The following is an 18,229-nucleotide window of genomic DNA, read 5'->3' as shown; positions in this document are numbered from 1 at the left end:
CGGCGGGCAGTGCTGAACCAAGTCAAAGGAAGGTGGCGCCGTGGCCGGAGTTCACGTCTGCTCGCTCAAGGTCGACACCCCCCAGCTGATCGCGCCGGGAACCACGTACAAGATCGTGCGGTTCCCCTTCGGCACGGCGGAGTCGTCGGACGGATTCGAGATGCACCAGGCCGTCCAGCCGGACGGCTACGTCGTGAGCAACTGGGCGACAGACGACCGCAGCGGCCTGATCTGGCCGTCCAAGGCCGGCTGGGGCCATCTGCACGCGATGATCCAGTGGGAGTCCGCCAGTGGCACGGGCGGCTACACCGAGCTGCGCGACCAGTACGTCCGCGACCCGCTGGGCCTGACGCCCACCCCCAACGACACCACGGCCACCGAGCACCGCACACCGACACCCGGAGGCCAGTACTACGTCAAGAACCACGGCATCTTCGTCGCCCCGGGCACCCCGATCGCACTCCGTGTCACGCACAACGACGCCGCCTCCCGCCTCCTGACCCTGGCCGAGTTCAAGCTCGTCATCCACGATGCCGCCTAGCGCTCCGGGCACGCCGATTCCACCGGATGCCTGACCGCCTCGTGTGAGCGGCCCGGCAACGTGGGACCGATGCTCCATGCGCATCGTGCTCACCGGGTCGACCGGACAGACCGGCTCCGTCGTACGCCGCCCCCGGGCCGGGGCCGGGCACGCCTCCGGCGGTGACGCCCGGCGGCGGCCCGGCGGCCCCGGGGCGTGCGGCGGGACGACCTGTCAGGCGCCGGACACGGCCCGGCGGTGCCGGTGACCGCCGAGGCGGCCCGCACCGCCGATGCGGCCCGCACCGCCGATGCGGCCCGCACCGCCGATGCGGCCCCGGCGCGCCACGGACCGCCGCTGTTGCTCGCGCTGCTCGCCGCCGCCCACGGCGGGCCCGCCCTGGCGGTCACCGTCATCGCGGGCCTGCTGGCGCTCCGCGGCGGCCTGCACCCGTTCCACGCCGTCGCCGTCACGGCGGCGGTGTTCACCGGCCAGCTCACTATCGGCTGGGGCAACGACCTGCTCGACCTCGCGCGCGACCGCGCCGTGGGCCGCACCGACAAGCCGCTGGCCGCCGGCTCCCTCCCGCCCGGCTGGGTGGTGCGCGCCCTGGTCGTGGCCGGCGTCGCCTCCCTCGTGCTGTCCGCGCTCGCCGGCTGGCGCAGCGCGTTGGTCAATGTCGTCCTCGCCACCGGCGCGGGCCACGCCTACAACCTCGGGCTCAAGGCGACCCGGTGGTCCTGGGCGCCGTACGCGTGCGGCTTCGGGACGCTGCCCTCGGTCGTCACCCTCACCGGCCCGGCACCGCACTGGGCGCCGTGGTGGATGACCGCAGCCGGCGCCGCACTCGGCGTCGGAGCGCATCTGCTCAACGTGCTGCCCGACCTCGCCGACGACGAACGAACCGGTGTCCGCGGCCTGCCGCACCGGATCGGCGAACACCGCTCCCGCGTCCTGGCCGCTGTGCTGCTCACCGCCGCCTCGGCGCTCGCGGTGACCGGTCCCGCGGGGTCCCCTCCCGTGTGGACCTGGACGACCTTGGCCCTGGTGGTCGTCCTCGCGGTGTTCACGCTGTTCGCCCGCGGGCGCGCTCCTTTCCGTGCCGCGGTGACCATCGCCCTGCTCGACGTCGTGCTGCTGGCGGCCGGCTGATGACGCGGCAGACGTCGCGCCCGCCCCGGCGGCCCCACCGCCCCATCCCAGGAGTCAGCATGACCATGCGCGTCCTCAGCGTCCGTGGCACCCTGCCCGAGCACTGCCACCGGCAGGAGGAGATCACCGAGTCCGTCACCACCACCCTGGTCGGGAACACGATCGATCGCGGCGTCGTCGAACGGTTCCACCGCAACGTGGGCGTCGAGACCCGTCACACCGTGCTCCCGCTGGAGGAGTACGGCCGCATCGAGGACTTCGGCCAGTCGAACGACGTCTTCATCAGGGCCGGCGTCGAACTCGGCGGCCGCGCGGTCGTCGACGCGCTCAAGAGCGTCGACCTCACCCCGGCCGACGTCGACTACATCGTCTCGTGCACGGTGACCGGCCTGGCCGTGCCCTCCCTCGAAGCCCGTGTCGCGGCGGAGATCGGCCTGCGCCCCGACGTGGTGCGCCTGCCCCTCGTCGGCCTCGGCTGCGTCGCCGGCGCGGCCGGCATCGCCCGCCTCCACGACCTGCTGCGCGGCCGTCCGGACGCGGTGGCGGTGCTGATGTCGGTCGAGTTGTGCTCCCTCACGCTCCAGCGCGACGACACCTCGGTCGCCAACTTCGTGGCCAGCGGCCTGTTCGGAGACGGCGCCGCCGCGGTGGTCGCCGTCGGGAGCGAGCACCCCCTCGCACAGTCCGACGACCCCGCCGCTCCCGAAGTGCTCGCCTCGCGCAGCCGTCTCTACCCCGACTCGGAGCGCATGATGGGCTGGGAGATCGGCTCCGGCGGATTCAGGGTCGTGCTCGACTCCGCGGTCCCCGACCTGGTGCGCAGGTACGTGGGCGACGACGTCCGCGGCTTCCTCGCCGATCACGGACTGACCTGCGGCGATCTCGGCTGGTACGTGGCGCACCCCGGCGGTCCCAAGGTCCTCGAGGCCTTGCAGGATGCCCTCGGCGTCGAGCGTGACGCGTTGAGCGTGACCTGGGAATCGCTGCGCCGGATCGGCAATCTGTCCTCCTCGTCGGTGCTCCACGTCATGGCGGACACCCTCGCCGACCGACCGCCCCCGCCCGGCTCGTACGGACTCATGCTCGCCATGGGCCCGGGTTTCTGCTCCGAACTCGTGCTCCTCCGCGCCCCGGGCGGTGGGCGGTGACGAGCGAGATCCTGTTCACGATCCTGGTGCTGGCCGTGGGCCTGGAGCGGGTGGCCGAGCTGGCCGTCTCCCGCCGCAATGCCGCCTGGAGCCTCCAGCGGGGCGGCGTGGAATCCGGGCAGGGGCACTACCCGTTCATGGTGCTGCTGCACACGGGCCTGCTCGTCGGCGCGCTCGGCGAGGTGTGGATCCGCAGGCCGGCCGCCGTACCGGTCCTGGCGTGGGCCATGCTCGTCCTCGTCGTGCTCGCGCAGGGGCTGCGCTGGTGGTGCGTCGCCACCCTGGGCCGGCAGTGGAACACCCGGGTGATCGTCGTGCCGGGCGCCGCGCGCGTGACCGGCGGCCCCTACCGCTGGATCCCGCACCCGAACTATGTCGCCGTCGTCGTCGAAGGGCTCGCGCTGCCCCTCGTCCACTCGGCCTGGGCCACGGCGATCGTCTTCACCGCGCTGAACGGCTCCCTGCTCGCCACCCGCATCCGCGCCGAGGATGCCGCCTTGGCACGGCTGGCCTGAGGAGGCACCCATGGACCTGCTCGTCGTCGGCGGCGGACCCGCGGGCCTGGCCACGGCCCTGCACGCGGCCCGGGCGGGGCTCGACGTCTCGGTCTGGGAACAGCGCGCCGGCATCGTCGACAAGGCGTGCGGCGAGGGCCTGATGCCCGGCGCCGTCGCCGCCCTGGCGGCACTGGGCGTGCACCCGCCAGGGCGCGACCTGCGTGGGATCCGCTATGTCGCGGGTCCCCGCCGGGCCGACGCCGACTTCCGGACGGGCCCGGGCCGCGGGGTCCGCCGTACGACGTTGCACGCGCTGCTGCGCGAGTCGGCGCTGGCGGCGGGCGTACGCGTCGACCAGCGCACCGCGCTCCAGGTCGAGCAGGACCAGGACGGGGTGGTGGTCGACGGCACCCGCGCCCGCCACCTCGTGGCCGCCGACGGCCTGCACTCGCCGATCCGCCGCGCCCTCGGGCTGAACCGGCCGCGCCGGACCCGCCCCCGGCACGGGCTGCGGCGCCACTACACGCTCGCCCCCTGGAGCGACCACGTCGAGGTGCACTGGTCCCGCGAAGCGGAGGCCTATGTGACCCCGGTGGCCGACGACCTCGTGGGCGTCGCGGTCCTCACCACAGCCCGCCGCCCCTACGACGACCACCTCGCCGCATTCCCCGAGCTGCGGGAGCGGCTGGCCGGGGCAGACCCCGCCGGACCGGTACGGGGCGCGGGCCCGTTCCGCCAGACCGCGAGCGCGCGCACCGCCGGCCGGGTGCTGCTCGTGGGCGATGCCGCCGGCTACGTCGACGCGCTGACCGGCGAGGGCATCGCGCTGGCACTCGCGCAGGCATCCGCCGCCGTCCGGGCCATCACCGACGGTGACCTGACGGCCTACGAGCGGGAGTGGCGCCGGCTCACCCGGCGCTACCGCTGGCTGACGCACGCGCTGCTCGGCGCGACCAGACCCCTCCCCGCCCGCGCGGCGCTGGTGCCCGTCGCGCAAAGCCTGCCGTGGCTCTTCTCCGCGGCCGTCGGCATGCTGGCGCGGCCGGCGGGGGAGCGGGCCGGGTCAGGCCGAGCGACCGGGTAGCGGCCGGCCCCCTGCCGGACGCTCGACGTCCGGCAGGGGGCCGACAGGACCACTCGTCGGTAAATCCGCGTCAGGCGATGGACGCCGAGAGGATGGCCGACACGGCGAGATTGCAGGACGCGGTCACCCAGACCGCGGGGTGCGGCTCGGGCTCGACCAGCGCCGCGCCCAGGCGGCCCGGCGTGATCAGGTCCACCACCAGGAACGCCACCGCCATCATCACCAGACCCAGCAGCCCGAACGCGGCGGTCGAGACCAGCCCCTTGCCGAAGTCCTCGTAGGTCGTCCAGATGGACGTGAACACGATGCCACCGATACCGAGCAGCGCGGAGCTGAGCACCATCGCGGCGTTGCGGTTGCGCTGTTCCCAGATCTGCCGGCCCAGCTTTCCGGGCGTGAGCACGTCGACCAGGACGATGCCGAGGACCAGCAGAACCAGTCCCAGTCCGCCGTAAGCGGTGGCCCTGCCAAGTCCGTTGACGATGTCGCTCATGGGTGGGCGGCTCCGTAGCGTGAGAGATCGTGAATGATCGCGGTCAAGGAACAGCAAAATGTAACGCACCTGTTCGGCGCCCCGACCGGCCCCCCTGGCCCGATCCGCCGGCCCAGGGGGCCGTTACGACGCGGGCAGTGCCTGCTCGCACCAGATCGTCTTGCCCTTGGTCGTCTGCCGGGTGCCCCAGCCCTGGGTGAGCTGGGCGACGAGGAGCAGTCCGCGCCCGCCCTCGTCGAAGGCCCGGGCACGCCGGAGGTGCGGCGCGGTGCTGCTGGTGTCGGACACCTCGCAGATCAGCGTGTGATCGCGGATGAGGCGGAGCCGGATCGGGGGCTGCCCGTAACGGATGGCGTTGGTGACCAGCTCGCTCACCACCAGCTCGATGACGAACGTCGCCTCCGCCAGCCCCCAGGCGTCGAGCTGCTCGACGACCAGCTTGCGGGCGCGCTCCACCTGGACCGGCTCCGCGGGGATCTGCCACGTCGCGACATGGTCCGCCGGCAGAGCGCGGGTGCGGGCCAGCAGCAGCGCCACGTCGTCCGCCGCCCGGTCGGTGAGCAGGGATCCGAGCACGATGTCACAGGCTTCCTCCAGCGACTGCGCGGGCTGCGCCAAGGCGTGGCACAACTCGGCCAGCCCGACGTCGATGTCCCGGTGGCGCGCCTCGACGAGGCCGTCGGTGTACAGGGCGAGCACACTCCCCGCGTCCAGTTCCAGATCGGTGGCCTCGAAGGGGAGGCCGCCGATCCCCAGCGGGGGTCCGACATGACCGGCGACGACGTGTGCCGTGCCGTCCGGAGCCAGGACTGCGGGCATCGGGTGCCCGGCCGTGGCCAGCGTGCAGCGGCGGGAGACCGGGTCGTACACCGCGTACAGACAGGTGGCGCCGAGGTCCGCGGAGGAGAACCCGAGGCCGTGCTCCTCGTCGTCGTCGCCGTGTCCGCCGGGCACGGGTTCGCCTTCCGACAGGTGCAGGATGAGGTCGTCGAGGTGGGTGAGCAGCTCGTCGGGCGGCAGGTCGACATCGGCCAGCGTGCGCACGGCGGTGCGCAGCCGCCCCATGGCCGCGGAGGCCTGGAGACCGTGTCCGACGACGTCCCCCACGACCAGGGCGACCCGGCTGCCCGACAGCGGGATCACGTCGTACCAGTCACCACCGACCCCCGTCCGCGTCCAGGCGGGCAGGTAGCGGGAGGCCACCTCCACGGCCGTCTGATGGGGCAGACGCTGCGGCAGCAGATGACGCTGCAGGGCCAGCGCCGTGGACCGCTCCCGGGTGAAGCGGCGCGCGTTGTCGACGGCGACCGCGGCCTTGGCGGCCAGCTCCTCGGCGAAGGCGACGTCGTCGGGCCCGAAGGGATCGGGCCGGCTGCGCCAGAAGTCCACCGTGCCCACCGTCACCCCTCTGGCCTGCAGCGGTGTCCTGATCCTGGAGTGAATGCCGTACGCGAGGACGCGTGCCGCCGCCTCCGGCTGCTCCGACGCCCACTCCGTGCTGTCCCGCAGGTCCGCGTCGAGCCTGGCCCGTCCGGAGAGCGGCCCCCGGGCTTCAGGCGGGGCCGGGGTCGGGTCCGGCAGGTCCGCCAGACCCAGCAAGGGGGCATCGTCCCGGACACCGTCCGCCGCCACCCGGCGCAGCCGAGTGTCGACTCCGGGGGTGGGCTCGTCGCCGCGCAGGACCGGTTCCAGCAGGTCGACGGTGGTGAAGTCGGCGAACCCCGGAACCGCGACCCGCGCCAACTCGCGTGCCGTCCGCTCCACATCCAGCCCCGTGCCCACCGACACACTCGCCCCGTACAGCAGCTCCAGGCGCTTGTACAAGGACTCCAGACGCTCACGGGCCTCCTCGGTCCGCGCGCGGCTCTCCTGCAGGGAGACGGCCATGGTGTTGAACGACGCTGCCAGCGCGGCGACCTCCGCCACCCTGCTGGAGGGCACCCGCACCTCCAGATCGCCCTTCGCGAGCTGTCCGGCCGCCGAGGCCGCGCGCCGCAGCGGCCGCACGATGGCCCGGTGCTGCAACACCGTGAGCGTGACGATGAGCCCGGTCAGTCCGGTGAGTCCCGCACACGCCACGATCACGGCCCGCTGGGCGCTGGCGTCGGTGGCGTCCTGGCGCTCCTGGAGCTTGGCCCGCTCATCGGTGATGTACGTGGTGAACCTGGCCCGCAGCGCGTCCACCCGCCGCTTTCCCTCAGCCGTCACCGCCGGACTCGAGGCCGAGGGGTCGTCCCGCCGCACCGCCTCGACCAGCGGTATCGAGTAGTCCGTGAGGAAGGAGTCGATGTCCCTGTTGATCAGTCCCGCGAGACGGCGCTGTTCAGGGGAGGTCGCGGAGGCCAGGAGTCGCCTGGCCTCGGCCGGATAGCTGTCCCGTGCCGCTTGCCAGTGCTGGAGGAAGGTCTCGTCCCGGGTGATGACGAAGCCGCGCTGCCCGGTTTCCAGGTCGAGCAGATGCTGTTCCAGAGTGCCGGCGTCGGTGATGGCCTCGCGAGAGGCCCGCGCGTCGGCGGTGAAGCCGCGAGCGTCACCGATGACTTGCAGCAGGACGGCGAACGCGACACCGATCAGCACCGCCAGGAAGCCGCTCGCCAGGACCGAGGTACCCGTCAGCCCGAGCCGCCTGCTCCCACCCCCGGGCCGTGTCCTCATGATCCGCCCACCTAGGTCGTCCGACCGCCGGCGGTGGACGCACAGGTTCCGTGCAGAACTTTCGTCGAGCAGTGTCAAGGCTAGTGGAGCCGGTCACGCGCCGCACCCGGCTACCGTGCCCGGAGGAGGCCTCCGAAACGTGAGCCTGGGCAGAAGAAGTCATAGGGGACTGAACCGTCCGTCGCCGTGGTCAGGAGGACGCGATGACCAGGAAACTCCTCCCGGAAGGCGGACCCTCGCTGCGTGACCGGCTCGGCAGGGAGATCTTCGCCCGTGTGGCGGGTCCGGAGGGCCCGGGCAACCGGGTGCGCATACACGGCACACCCGGCCCCCGCTGGTTCGGCCCCGACCGGCCCGTCAGGAGGGTGCACGGGGACGCCGCGATGTTCATCGGCGGCCTGTCGGCCCTGCTGCTCCAGTCGCTCCATCCGCTGGCCATGGCAGCCGTGGCCGGGCACTCGGGGTTCCGCGGGGACCCGTGGGGACGGCTGCAGCGGACCAGCACCTTCCTGGCCGTCACCACCTACGGGACCGCCCGCAGCGCCCAGGAGGCCTGTGACCGCGTACGAGCCGTACACGAGACGGTGCGCGGCACGACCGCCGACGGACGGTCCTACTCCGCCGCGGACCCGCATCTGCTGTGCTGGGTGCACATCGCCGAGGTCGACAGCTTCCTGCGCGCCCATCAGCGCTACGGTGCGCACCCCCTCGACGACGAGGGCTGCGACGCCTACGTCGCCGACATGGCACGCATCGCCGCCGCGCTCGGCGTCCCGGACCCGCCGGTGAACGCAGCCGAACTCGCCGCGCGCCTGGCCGTCTACCGCGGGGAGCTGCGCGCCACGAACGAGGCGCGCAGCTCGGCCCGGTTTCTGCTGCTGAACCCGCCCGTCCCGCTCCTCGCCCGCCTCCCGTACGGCGTCATCGCCGCCAACGCCGTCTCCCTCCTACCGCTCTGGGCCTCGCGCGCACTGTGGCTGCCCCGGCTCCCCGTGGCCGAGGGCCTGTGCGTCCGCCCGCTCGGCACGGCCGTGACCTCGGGCATCCGCTGGGCCATGACACCGCCTAGCGACGCGGCATAGCACTCCCCGGCAAGGCACCTCGACTCGCCGTTCCGAAGCTGGCACTGTGCATGCGTATGAATCGGGTCGAAACCGGGCAAACCGTAAGCTCGGTGCGCTTGAGACTCATGCTGGCCAGCAGCACCATGCTCTTCGTCGAGCTGGCACTGATCAGATGGGCGGGCGCCAACGTCGTCCACCTCAGCTACTTCTCGAACTTCATCCTGCTGGGATCGTTCCTCGGCATCGGCATCGGATTCCTGATCCCCGCCGAGCGCGGACACTGGCTCAGACGCTGGACACCGGTCCCGCTCGTGCTGCTCGTCGTCCTGGTCCGCGAATTCCCCGTGCAGGTCCGTCAGAGCAGCGGCCAGGTCATCTACTTCACCGCGGTGAAGACCACCGGCCTGCCCGAGTGGGTGACGCTGCCGGTCATCTTCCTGCTCACCGCGCTGATCATGGCCGGGATCGGCAAGATCACCGCAGACCTGTTCCGCCTGCTCCCCTCACTCAACGCCTACCGCTACGACCTGCTCGGCAGCCTCACCGGCTCGGTGTCCTTCGCCGTACTGTCCTGGCTGCGCGCACCCTCGGTCGTATGGGGCGTACTCGCCGCCGTGGCCCTGCTGATCCTCGGCGGCCGGCGCAACGCACTGCCGTACGGCATCCCTCTGACGGCGATGGTCGCCGTGCTGTTCCTGGAGTCGACGACGACCGGCATCTCCTGGTCGCCCTACTACAAGATCGAGCTCAAGCCCTCACCGACCACCACCCGGACCTACTACATCTCCGCCAACGGCGTCCCGCACCAGAGCACCGCGCCGCTTCGGGTGCTGATGCGCGAGAACTCGCCCTACCGGGAGGCGTACGAACAGACGCCCCGCAACCCCCACAAGCGCGTGCTGGTCATCGGGGCCGGCAACGGCAATGACGTCGCGGTCGCGCTCGCGTACGGGGCGGAGCGCGTGGACGCGGTCGAGATCGACCCCCGGCTGCAGCAGATCGGCGCCCAACTGCACCCCGCGAAGCCGTACGACGACCCCAGGGTGCACGTCCACATCGACGACGGCCGGGCCTTCCTCGAGCGGACGGACGCCAAGTACGACCTCATCGTCCTGGCGCTGCCGGACTCGCTGACGCTGGTGGCCGGCGCGAGCAATCTGCGCCTGGAAAGCTATCTGTTCACCCGGGAGGCGTTCGAGGCGGCGCGCGACCATCTGACGCCGGACGGCGCGTTCGCCATGTACAACTACTACCGGAAGAGCTGGCTGGTCGACCGCTTCGCCGGCACCCTCGACGACGTCTACGGCCACGCCCCTTGTGTGACGACGTTCAAACGGAACGCGGCCGTGCTGGTGGCCGGAATGACCACCGCCGACCAGTCCTGCGAGCGGGTCTGGCGGCCCAGCGGCCCGGTCCCGCAGGCCGCGACCGACGACCACCCCTTCCCCTACCTGCTCCACCGCAGCATCCCCACGCTCTATCTGGGCGCGCTCGGCGCCATGCTGCTGGTGACGCTGCTGTCTGTTCGCCTGGCCGGGGTGCGCGTCCGGAGCACATTGCGCTACATCGACATGTTCCTGCTGGGCGCGGCCTTCATGCTGCTGGAGACGAAGAACGTCATCGGCTTCGCGCTCTACTTCGGCACGACCTGGCTGGTCAACGCCCTGGTCTTCATCGGCGTGCTCCTGGCGGTCCTGGCGGCGGTCGAAGTCCGGCGCAAGCTACGGCACGTCAACGGGATGCTGCTGCAGCTTCTCCTCTTCGGCTCCCTCGCGGCAGCCTGGCTGGTCCCGGCGGAGGCGGTCCTGTCCCTGCCGTTCCCCGCCCGCCTCGCGGCTGCCATCGCCCTGGCCTTCGCCCCCATCTTCTGCGCCAACCTCATCTTCTCGGACCGCCTCGCCCTGGCCCCGGACCCGACCTCGGCGTTCGGCGCGAACCTGCTGGGCGCGCTGACCGGGGGCGCGCTGGAGTACCTGGCCCTGGTGACGGGCTATCAGACGCTGCTGCTGGTCGTGGCCGTGCTGTACCTGGGGGCGGGCGTCGCCATGCGCTTCACCGACACCGGGACGGCCGCTTCCAAAGTCTGAGGGCGCTTTGCCGAGGGTTGTTGGAGGGCGCGTATCGGGGTACCTGCGTCCGCATGGCAACGGAAACTGATCACGCTGAGTCCGTACGGGCCCTGCGGCAACTGCGCAGGATCCGCACCTTTTACGCCGGGGGCGTCGCCTTGTGGGCAGCTGTGGCCGCATCGGTGGGTTGGGACGATCCCGGAAGCCGGCAGATGTGGGTATCGGTGGGTTTCCTGGTGGTCTTCACCGCTCTGCTGTCCATGACATCGCTGTGGCTGTGGCGTCAGCAGGCCGCCGGTCCCAGGGAGCCCGCACCCCATGCCGCTCCGCGAAGGACGGCCTGGCGCCGCCACGCCAGCGCCTGACAGCCGGAGCCTGGCCCGGCCGGCCCAGGACCCCGTCCCACGTGTCAGGGGTCGCTCAGGCCTACGGCTTGCCCGAGGGATCGGCCGGGCGGTCCGCCGTGACCAGCCATGACGTGCTGAGCAGCAGGACCGTACCGTCCGCCGCCTCGTGGTCGCGCAGATGACCCGTCAGGGTGTCACGAGCGCGGGCCCTTGCCGTCGCGTCGGCGTGTTCCATCAGGTGGCGGCCGGGGCCGGTTCCCAGCAGGAACTCCATCGCGTCCTCCGCGCCGTGCCCCCAGGCCCCGTACGCCTGCGCTCGACTGATGGTGATGCCGCTGAAGCCGGCCGCGGTGAGGACGTCGCGGATGTGGTCCGGGGCGGCCAGGGAGAACATGCCGGGCAGCCCCGGCCTGCCGAAGTCGCCCACCGGCAGGACCTCACGCAGTGACGCCATCGCCGCCGCCCAGCCGTTCAGCTCGGCATCGGCTGGGCAGACGAACGCCAGGCGACCACCGGGTCGCAGCGCCCTGCCGATGTTGCCGAAGGCCGCCACGGGATCGGCGAAGAACATCACCCCGTAACGGCTGATCGCCGCGTCGAACGCGCCCGGCTCGAAAGGGTGCACCTGCGCGTCGCCTTGAGCGAAGGAGACGTTGGCGACGCCCTCCTCCTCCGCGCGGACCCGCGCCTCTGCCAGCATCGGCCCGGACAGGTCGAGGCCCAGCGCGCTCCCTCCTGGTGCCCGCAGCGCGGCGAGGCGCGTGGTCTGCCCGGAGCCGCATCCGAAATCGAGCGTCCGGTGAGCCCCGGTGATCGCGGCGGCCTCGAGCAGCGGCTCGTTGAAGCCCTCGTTCACGGCATTCCACCGGGCCTGGTTACGTGCCCAATGGGTGCCTTCGGGACCGTTCCACGCCTTCGCCTGTTCGGTGTTGACGACCTCTGACACGGGTGCCTCCTACGGTGGACGACAGAGAATGGGCGTTTGCCCAAACTGTATGGGCGCGTGCCCATACAGGCAATCCCCGTTACGATTCGAGGAGTTGTGCCCTTACGGGCGAGGACGGCGGAAGGGAAGAGAGAGGCCCATGTCACCGCGCGGAGTGGCGACGCCGGACGTGCGTGAGCGACTGTTCGCCGCCGCCGAGCGAGTCGTGGAGAGAGACGGTCCCGGCGCGCTCACCAGCCGGTCCGTCACCACCGAGGCGGGCTGCGCCAAAGGGCTGCTGCACGCGCACTTCGCGGGGTTCGACGACTTCGTGGCCGAACTCTGCCTCGACCGCTTCGCGCGGACGGCGGCGAAGGCGCAGGCGTTGCCGGGCCTGGTCGGACAGGGCACGGTGGTGCGGAACCTCGACGCCGTCGTCCTCGCGTTGTTCGACGACGGCGGCCCCGCCCTGTCAGGCCTGGCCATGACTCGCCCGGCAGCCACGTCGCGCATCCGCACGGCCCTGGAAGCCGGGGCACCGGGATTCACCGCGATCCAGGAGGCCATCACCGGCTACGTGAAGGCCGAGCAGGCGCTCGGCAGGGTGGCCGGGACCGTCGACCCGGGCACCTTGGCTCTCGCGATCGTCGGCACCGCCCACCACCTTCTGATGACGAGCTGGCCAGGCACGCCCGACCCACGGCCCGCCATGACGCGCCTGGTGGCCTCGTTGCTGGATGTGCGCGAAGAATGAGCGCGACCCGGTGACGTTCGGCGTTCTCCTGCTCAGGCGCAACAGCAGCAGTAGCAGTAACACATCAGCGCGCCGTAACGGCCGACCTCGAAGGAGTACTCCATGGCCGCCGGGATGTACATCCAGTCCCCGGCCGTGAGCTCGTGGCCGTTGTAGACGATCGACCCGCCCGCGATGAACCGGATGCCGGCGCCGTCGTTGTGCGCGTGCGGGGATGCCTTCGCGCCCGGTTCGGCAACCGTGATGAAGAGCTGGGACTCACAGGCCATGTACACCGGAAGCTGCCACTTGCGGAATCCCGGCGGGACATTGTCGACCTCAAGGATCTTGAGCGCCTTCTCGACCCCCGGGTCCCTCGACGTGACGATGCGGTTCTCGACGTCGAGTCCGCTCTCGCGCACCGCGTTCTTGATGCGCTCCACCCCCTGCTCGAACGTGAGCCGGTTGGGATCGAAGGTCTGCTGTGCCATGACTTCTCCTTCTGTACGACCGTCTCGTTCGTCCGGCCGGAGGAGTGACTTCCCCGTCCGTCTCGAGGCCTGCGGCAGCCGAGGACGTTTCACTGCGACAGCGTCATCGAAATAACCGTGTGGCGCAGCCGCCGAGCGCCGCGCCGGAGCGGGCGCGAGCGGCAGGGTGCGGCGGCAGCAAGCCTTCACGCGTTCGCGCTGCTCCGCACCGCCCGCGGTGAAGCACCCAGCTCCTTGCGGCACGTCTTGTTGAACGCCTGCAGGTCCGGAATGCCGACGGTCGCGGCGATCGCCGGGATCGCCAGGGTCGAGGCGATCAGCAGGTGGCGGGCGCGTTCCATGCGCCGGTGCCGGAGGTAGCCGATGACCGTGTGCCCGGTCGCCTCGCGGAACAGCCGGGTCAGGTGCGTGTGCGACACGCCGACGGCCTGGGCGATCCCGGGGACGCTCACCGGATCGGCCAGGTGCTCCTCGACAAAGGCCATAGCCGCCCGCAGCGCCGGGTGGTGGACACCTTCGGACTCCTCAGCGGCGTCGGACAGCGTGGTCGTACGCCACAGCACCGTCCACAGTTCCGCGGAGGCCCGGGCCGGCAACCGCGCACTCGCCGTGATCGTCTGCCGCAGCAGGCCGGTCAGCATCGCCGCGTCGGCACCGGTGTCCTGCATCACCGGCAGGCGGCGCATCACGCCCTTGCCGGGCAACCGGAAGTGGGCGTAGAGGTGTTCGCAGCGCGGGGCGTCGTAGTGGAAGTGCACCTCGGTGTCGGGCGGCACGAGGCTGATGTGCCCGGGCCGGATCGGGTGCCGCGAACCACCGAACTCGAGTGTGCCGGAGTAGCCGTAGAGGTGCAGCTGCCACAGGTGCGGCAGGCGGAACACATCGTGGGGCCCGGAGGAGCCGTGCACGCCCACGCCGGCGTGCACGAGGTCCGGAGGCAGATCGAGGGGCAGTTCCACGGATGACGGCATGGTGGAAATTTACCAGTGCTCGCCGATTACACCCCACGACAGCAAGGCCGGCTGTCCCTACGTTTGCCTCATGCCAACCACAACAAGATTGCTGAGCTCGGTCCAGGTCGCCCGATTCGTGGCGCACGGCTATCTGCGTCTCGACGAAGTCGTGCCCCGGGAGATGAGCGAGGAGGCACTCGGTGTCTTCGCCGCCGGGCTGCCTTCCATCCCGTACGGCACGCCCGTACCCGAGGCGTTCCCGGAGGGTGCCTTCGCCCGCAGACTGGTCGGACTTCCTGCCGTGGCGGGCGCGTTGGAGAGCCTGGTGGGAAGGGATCCGATGATCGACCACCACTTCGTGCACACCCGCCGGCCGCACGAGGGCAGCGCGCAGCCACTGCACGCGGACGCGGTCATCGACCTGCGGACCGAGGCGTTCGACGTGCAGCTGATGTACTACCCGCAGGCGGTCACCGCCGACATGGGCGGCACCCTCGTCGTCCCGGGCAGCCACATGCGCCGCACCAATGAGTCCGACACCGGCCGCTACCAGAACCTGCGCGGTCAGACGCGTCTCACCTGCCCGGCCGGAACCGTCCTCCTGCTGCACCACGGCATCTGGCACGGCGGGCGGCGCAACGACAGCGACACCGTCCGCCACATGTACAAGATCCGCTTCAACCCGACGGTGCCGCAGGTGCGGTTGTGGGACATGGAGGACGCCGGCTCCCCGGCCGTCAAGGAGGAGCTGCGGCGCACTTTCCCTTGGTACGAACAGGCCACGGCCCGCCTCGAGATCCACAACCGGATCATGCTGTGGCGCCGTCTGACCGGTGATCCCGGCTTCGACATCGACCACTGGGCCACCCGCATCACCAACCGCCCCACCGCGTCAAGGAGCTCCGCGTGACCACCACCAGGCAGCAGGTCCTCGTCCTCTACCTCGACACCTCCGCCCTCGACTCCAAGGTCATCGGCTGGTCCCGCTACGACGGCACGGGCACCACCCGCCCGACGACGGGCGACAGCGACGCGCCCCCCTACGAGACGGGCGTGGCGGCCCTGGAGGACGGCTGGCGGCTGTTCCAGGCGGCCCAGCTCATACCGCCGTACCCGGGGGCGGAGCACGAGACGTCGTTCCTGAAGCACGAGTTCTTCTTCGAGAGGCTCGTCAGTCGGTGAGATTGGCCAGCGGCCATTGCCAGAGTTCTCGTCGAGGTCGTCCTGCCGGGCGTGGTGGATCCCGAAGGGCTCCGGATGCGGCACGGCGCCGTGCCCACCCCCGGCCCGGGCCAGGTCCTGATCCGGACGGAAGCACAATCAGTCCCCGAGGGCGGGTCTCAGCTGCGTGCGGCGAGCGCCTCGCGCCACGCCGGGCTGTCGACATAGTGGTTGTCGAACCGCTCCGAGGAGTCCTTGATCTCCTGCGGGTCGGCCTCGCCGCGCATCACCCGGCCGAGGAGCCGCAGGTAGTCGAAGCGACCGGCGCCCGGGGTGAAGACGAACAGTACGTCGGCGGTTCTGCCAGGCGCCGCGGCGAAGGCGTGCGGGGTGTGCGGCGGCACGACGAGGAGGTCGCCCGCCTCCAGCACGGTGATCTCCTCGCCCACCAGCACCTGGAGCGCTCCGTCGATCACGAAGAACGCCTCGGAGGCCTTGGTGTGCAGGTGGGCAGGTGCTCCTACCGCGCCTTCGGCGAATGTCGACCGGTAGCTGGTGAGCCGCCCGCCGGTGTGACCGGAGTCGGCGAGAAGTGTCATGACACTGCTGGGGTCACGGGTCGTCTCGGCGTCGCCGGCGCGGGTGAGAACCGGGACGAAGTCCACGGTCTGCATGGCCTGCGCGGTGTGTGTGGTCTCGTTCTTCATTGTCGTCATGGCTACGACTCTATGAAGCTGATCGACCGATGGCAGGGTGCACTTCTGGGCCACAATCATGGGTCAATTCGGCCGTGCCTGCTGCCACACCGAGCCGCCGGGCGAGCTCAGAGCAGCTCTAGCGGGAAAGGCCGTTGGTGTGGGCCACCAACTCGTAGGATCGGAGGCGGTCCTCCAACCTGTAGACGGGGGTCACGAGCATGAGCTCGTCCGCGCTCGTCGTCCTGACGAGTTGGTCGAGGCGCTGCCTCACGTCGTCGGGGGTGCCGTAGGCCTGGTGGGCACGGAAGCCGGCCAGGGCCTGCCGTTCCGTGTCGGTGAAGGGGTGCTCGGCTGCCTGCGCGGGCGTGGGGAAGGGGAGGTCGCCGCGGCCTTGGAGAAGCGCGGACTTGACGACGTTCATGGGTCCGGCGAGCCAGTCTGCCTCTTGCTGCGTCGCCGCGCACACCGTTTCCACGCACAGCAGGACTCGCGGACCGGGGCACCAGCGTGAGGGCTGGAATCGGGTGCGGTACGTGTCGATCGCCGCTGCGGTGTTGTCGGGCCGAATGTGGTGCGCGAACGCGGCAGGCAGGCCGAGCGAGGCGGCGAGCGCAGCACCGCCCGGGCTGGAGACCAGCAGCCACGGTTCGGGCAGAGGGTCGAGCGCGACTTCATCGACCAGGTATTCCAGCGTGGCCGCCACGTCGGCCCGATACTCGTCGTCCGTGGTCGGGCCCCCTCCGCGCCTGAGCGCCCGTGCGGTCGGCTCGTGCAGCGTGCCCGGACCGCGACCGATGCCGAGGTCGATGCGATCCGGGTGCAGCGCGGCGAGCGTGCCGAACTGTTCGGCCAGCATGATCGGGGCGTGGTTGGGGGCGAGGACGCCCCCGGAGCCCAGCCGGAGCGACGACGTCGACACGGCGGCGTGGGCGATCAGCACGACGGGCGGGAACGCGCCGATCGCGGGCGAGTGGTGATGCTCGGCGTACCAGAGCCGCCGATAGCCCAGCGCTTCGACTTTCTGGGCGAACTCGGTCGTGTCCCGCAACGTGGCAACGGGGTTGGTGTCGGTCTGGACCATAGCGACTTCGAGCACGGAGAGCGGCACAGCCATCATGTGATCATTATGCTCCAACGGCTGTGATTGACAGGGAACTTGGGCCAATGACTGTCCTGTATCCGACATGACGTTGCCGGGATGCGCGCCCCGCCCCAATGGAGAGAATTATGCGTTCGGCGCCGGGTTCTTGAGTATCTCTGTGAGAGCGGAGATGCTGTGGTCGCCGTAGCCGGCCTCGACGGCTCGCTTCAGCAAGTCATGGAACGGCTTGTGCCACTCCATGTCGAGGTTTGCTTCCTTGCCGAGTTCCTCGTCATGGGCGGCTCCAGCCAGGAACAGGTTCACCGAGGACGCGGGCTTGCTGTAGTCGCCGCGGTCGATCTCCGCTGCGAAGACCGGCAGCACCGAGTTGATCATCTCGAACCATTTGATGCTGAACCGCACCATTGAGGCCGCCTCGAGGCCACGGGCCTGCACCGCTGCCGCGCCCTGGAAGAAGCCGACGAGCGCGGGCAGCAGGGTGCCACCCACCGCCATCTCGTACAGGGCAGCGAGATCGGCATCGGGGCCGAGGTAGACGGTGTCGCCGCCCAACACCCGCAGCGTCGACCCGAACTCGTCGAAGACAGTGTTGTCGCCTCCGTAATACAGGAGGGTGTCCTCGGCTCCGACGGCGGACGGCACATTCTTGATCGCACCGCCGAGGTAGCGTGCGCTGTGCCCGAGAGCCCACCTAGCCATCTGACGGGCACCGGCCGGCGAACCGCTGTTCAGGGTGACAAGGGCCCGCCCCTTGAGCGCCGCAGCGGCCGGTTCCAGGGCTTCGATGGTGTTCTCGTACGTGGTCATGCAGGCGATGACCAGCGGACTCGCCGCGACTGCCTCGTCCACCTTCTGCGCGTGAACGGCACCCTGGGAAACGAGCGGATCGGCCTTCGACGCCGTCCTGTTCCAGACGGTGGTCCGGTGTCCGGCGGCAATGAATGCCTCTGCTAATGCGCTGCCCATCGAGCCCAGCCCGACGACGGTCACGGGAGTGCGATAGTGCCCGGTCATGCGTTTGCTCCTGCCTGATAGCGATTCACCTGAAGCGTGAAACGGGTGGAGTGGCCGGCATCGCACGCAGTTGCTGCTGCCCTCTCGGTGCGACGCGTGGTCCATGCTCCCGGTGGAGCCAAC

The 18,229-nt window shown here is 70.8% G+C and carries 19 protein-coding genes; 11 read left to right on the top strand and 8 right to left on the bottom strand.

Annotated elements, in window-relative coordinates; all coding sequences use genetic code 11:
- Positions 1-40: 40 nt before the first annotated feature.
- From AC07DF_RS32175 to AC07DF_RS32150, 6 genes are all read left to right on the top strand, one after another.
- Complete coding sequence (locus AC07DF_RS32175; RefSeq protein ID WP_382488767.1) at positions 41-541, top strand: hypothetical protein; 501 nt, start codon at positions 41-43, stop codon at positions 539-541.
- A gap of 76 nt (positions 542-617) precedes the next feature.
- Positions 618-788 carry a hypothetical protein gene (locus tag AC07DF_RS32170; protein ID WP_478979396.1) on the top strand — a complete coding sequence of 57 codons (171 nt, stop codon included), beginning with the start codon at positions 618-620 and terminating at the stop codon, positions 786-788.
- Positions 779-1,672, top strand: coding sequence for a UbiA family prenyltransferase (locus AC07DF_RS32165; protein ID WP_478979393.1), 894 nt, complete (start codon positions 779-781; stop codon positions 1,670-1,672). Before AC07DF_RS32170 ends, AC07DF_RS32165 begins: the two co-directional genes overlap by 10 nt.
- 59 nt (positions 1,673-1,731) lie before the next feature.
- Positions 1,732-2,820 (top strand): type III polyketide synthase, encoded by a 1,089-nt coding sequence (locus AC07DF_RS32160; protein WP_478979390.1) that lies wholly within the window; start codon positions 1,732-1,734, stop codon positions 2,818-2,820.
- Complete coding sequence (locus AC07DF_RS32155) at positions 2,817-3,335, top strand: isoprenylcysteine carboxyl methyltransferase family protein (protein WP_478979387.1); 519 nt, start codon at positions 2,817-2,819, stop codon at positions 3,333-3,335. The genes AC07DF_RS32160 and AC07DF_RS32155 overlap by 4 nt, the downstream gene beginning before the upstream one ends.
- 10 nt (positions 3,336-3,345) lie before the next feature.
- Entirely contained in the window at positions 3,346-4,401 is a 1,056-nt protein-coding gene (locus AC07DF_RS32150; RefSeq protein ID WP_478979384.1) for an NAD(P)/FAD-dependent oxidoreductase, read from the top strand.
- Positions 4,402-4,471: 70 nt separating this feature from the next.
- On the opposite strand, the gene AC07DF_RS32145 is transcribed toward AC07DF_RS32150, so the two are convergent.
- Positions 4,472-4,894 carry a DUF350 domain-containing protein gene (locus AC07DF_RS32145; protein WP_184598941.1) on the bottom strand — a complete coding sequence of 141 codons (423 nt, stop codon included), beginning with the start codon at positions 4,892-4,894 and terminating at the stop codon, positions 4,472-4,474.
- Between the two features lie 123 nt (positions 4,895-5,017).
- The gene (locus AC07DF_RS32140) at positions 5,018-7,549 is read right to left on the bottom strand and encodes a SpoIIE family protein phosphatase (RefSeq protein ID WP_478979380.1); all 2,532 of its coding nucleotides are present in this window, start codon (positions 7,547-7,549) and stop codon (positions 5,018-5,020) included.
- A gap of 203 nt (positions 7,550-7,752) precedes the next feature.
- Between AC07DF_RS32140 and AC07DF_RS32135 the strand changes: the two genes are divergently transcribed.
- The gene (locus tag AC07DF_RS32135) at positions 7,753-8,631 is read left to right on the top strand and encodes an oxygenase MpaB family protein (RefSeq protein WP_478979377.1); all 879 of its coding nucleotides are present in this window, start codon (positions 7,753-7,755) and stop codon (positions 8,629-8,631) included.
- Between the two features lie 107 nt (positions 8,632-8,738).
- Positions 8,739-10,700: a spermine/spermidine synthase domain-containing protein gene (locus AC07DF_RS32130; protein WP_478980179.1), complete on the top strand. Its 1,962-nt coding sequence runs from the start codon at positions 8,739-8,741 to the stop codon at positions 10,698-10,700.
- Between the two features lie 408 nt (positions 10,701-11,108).
- Here AC07DF_RS32130 and AC07DF_RS32125 read toward each other — a convergent pair whose 3' ends face one another.
- The gene (locus AC07DF_RS32125) at positions 11,109-11,975 is read right to left on the bottom strand and encodes a class I SAM-dependent methyltransferase (RefSeq protein ID WP_478979374.1); all 867 of its coding nucleotides are present in this window, start codon (positions 11,973-11,975) and stop codon (positions 11,109-11,111) included.
- 139 nt (positions 11,976-12,114) lie between these two features.
- Here AC07DF_RS32125 and AC07DF_RS32120 point away from each other — a divergent pair, with 139 nt between their 5' ends.
- A complete protein-coding gene (locus AC07DF_RS32120) occupies positions 12,115-12,708 on the top strand; it encodes a TetR/AcrR family transcriptional regulator (protein WP_478979371.1) in 594 nt (197 codons plus the stop codon).
- A gap of 32 nt (positions 12,709-12,740) precedes the next feature.
- Here the strand turns inward: AC07DF_RS32120 and AC07DF_RS32115 are convergent, their stop codons facing one another.
- Both AC07DF_RS32115 and AC07DF_RS32110 read right to left on the bottom strand, forming a co-directional pair.
- Positions 12,741-13,178, bottom strand: a complete 438-nt coding sequence (locus AC07DF_RS32115; RefSeq protein WP_478979368.1) for a cupin domain-containing protein — start codon at positions 13,176-13,178, stop codon at positions 12,741-12,743.
- Between the two features lie 185 nt (positions 13,179-13,363).
- Positions 13,364-14,149, bottom strand: a complete 786-nt coding sequence (locus AC07DF_RS32110) for an AraC family transcriptional regulator (protein ID WP_478979365.1) — start codon at positions 14,147-14,149, stop codon at positions 13,364-13,366.
- A gap of 70 nt (positions 14,150-14,219) precedes the next feature.
- Here AC07DF_RS32110 and AC07DF_RS32105 point away from each other — a divergent pair, with 70 nt between their 5' ends.
- Complete coding sequence (locus AC07DF_RS32105) at positions 14,220-15,041, top strand: phytanoyl-CoA dioxygenase family protein (RefSeq protein ID WP_478979362.1); 822 nt, start codon at positions 14,220-14,222, stop codon at positions 15,039-15,041.
- Entirely contained in the window at positions 15,038-15,313 is a 276-nt protein-coding gene (locus AC07DF_RS32100; protein ID WP_478979359.1) for a hypothetical protein, read from the top strand. Before AC07DF_RS32105 ends, AC07DF_RS32100 begins: the two co-directional genes overlap by 4 nt.
- Positions 15,314-15,471: 158 nt before the next feature.
- Here AC07DF_RS32100 and AC07DF_RS32095 read toward each other — a convergent pair whose 3' ends face one another.
- The 3 genes from AC07DF_RS32095 to AC07DF_RS32085 form a co-directional block, all read right to left on the bottom strand.
- Positions 15,472-15,999, bottom strand: a complete 528-nt coding sequence (locus AC07DF_RS32095; RefSeq protein ID WP_478980177.1) for a cupin domain-containing protein — start codon at positions 15,997-15,999, stop codon at positions 15,472-15,474.
- A 127-nt stretch (positions 16,000-16,126) separates the two neighbouring features.
- On the bottom strand, positions 16,127-17,107 hold the full coding sequence (locus AC07DF_RS32090) for an LLM class flavin-dependent oxidoreductase (protein WP_478979356.1): 981 nt from the start codon (positions 17,105-17,107) through the stop codon (positions 16,127-16,129).
- A 108-nt stretch (positions 17,108-17,215) separates the two neighbouring features.
- The gene (locus AC07DF_RS32085) at positions 17,216-18,106 is read right to left on the bottom strand and encodes an NAD(P)-dependent oxidoreductase (RefSeq protein ID WP_478979353.1); all 891 of its coding nucleotides are present in this window, start codon (positions 18,104-18,106) and stop codon (positions 17,216-17,218) included.
- Between the last annotated feature and the right edge of the window lie 123 nt (positions 18,107-18,229).

Source organism: Streptomyces sp. NPDC044719 (assembly GCF_056433405.1).
This window is presented reverse-complemented; position numbering and strand designations above follow the sequence as displayed.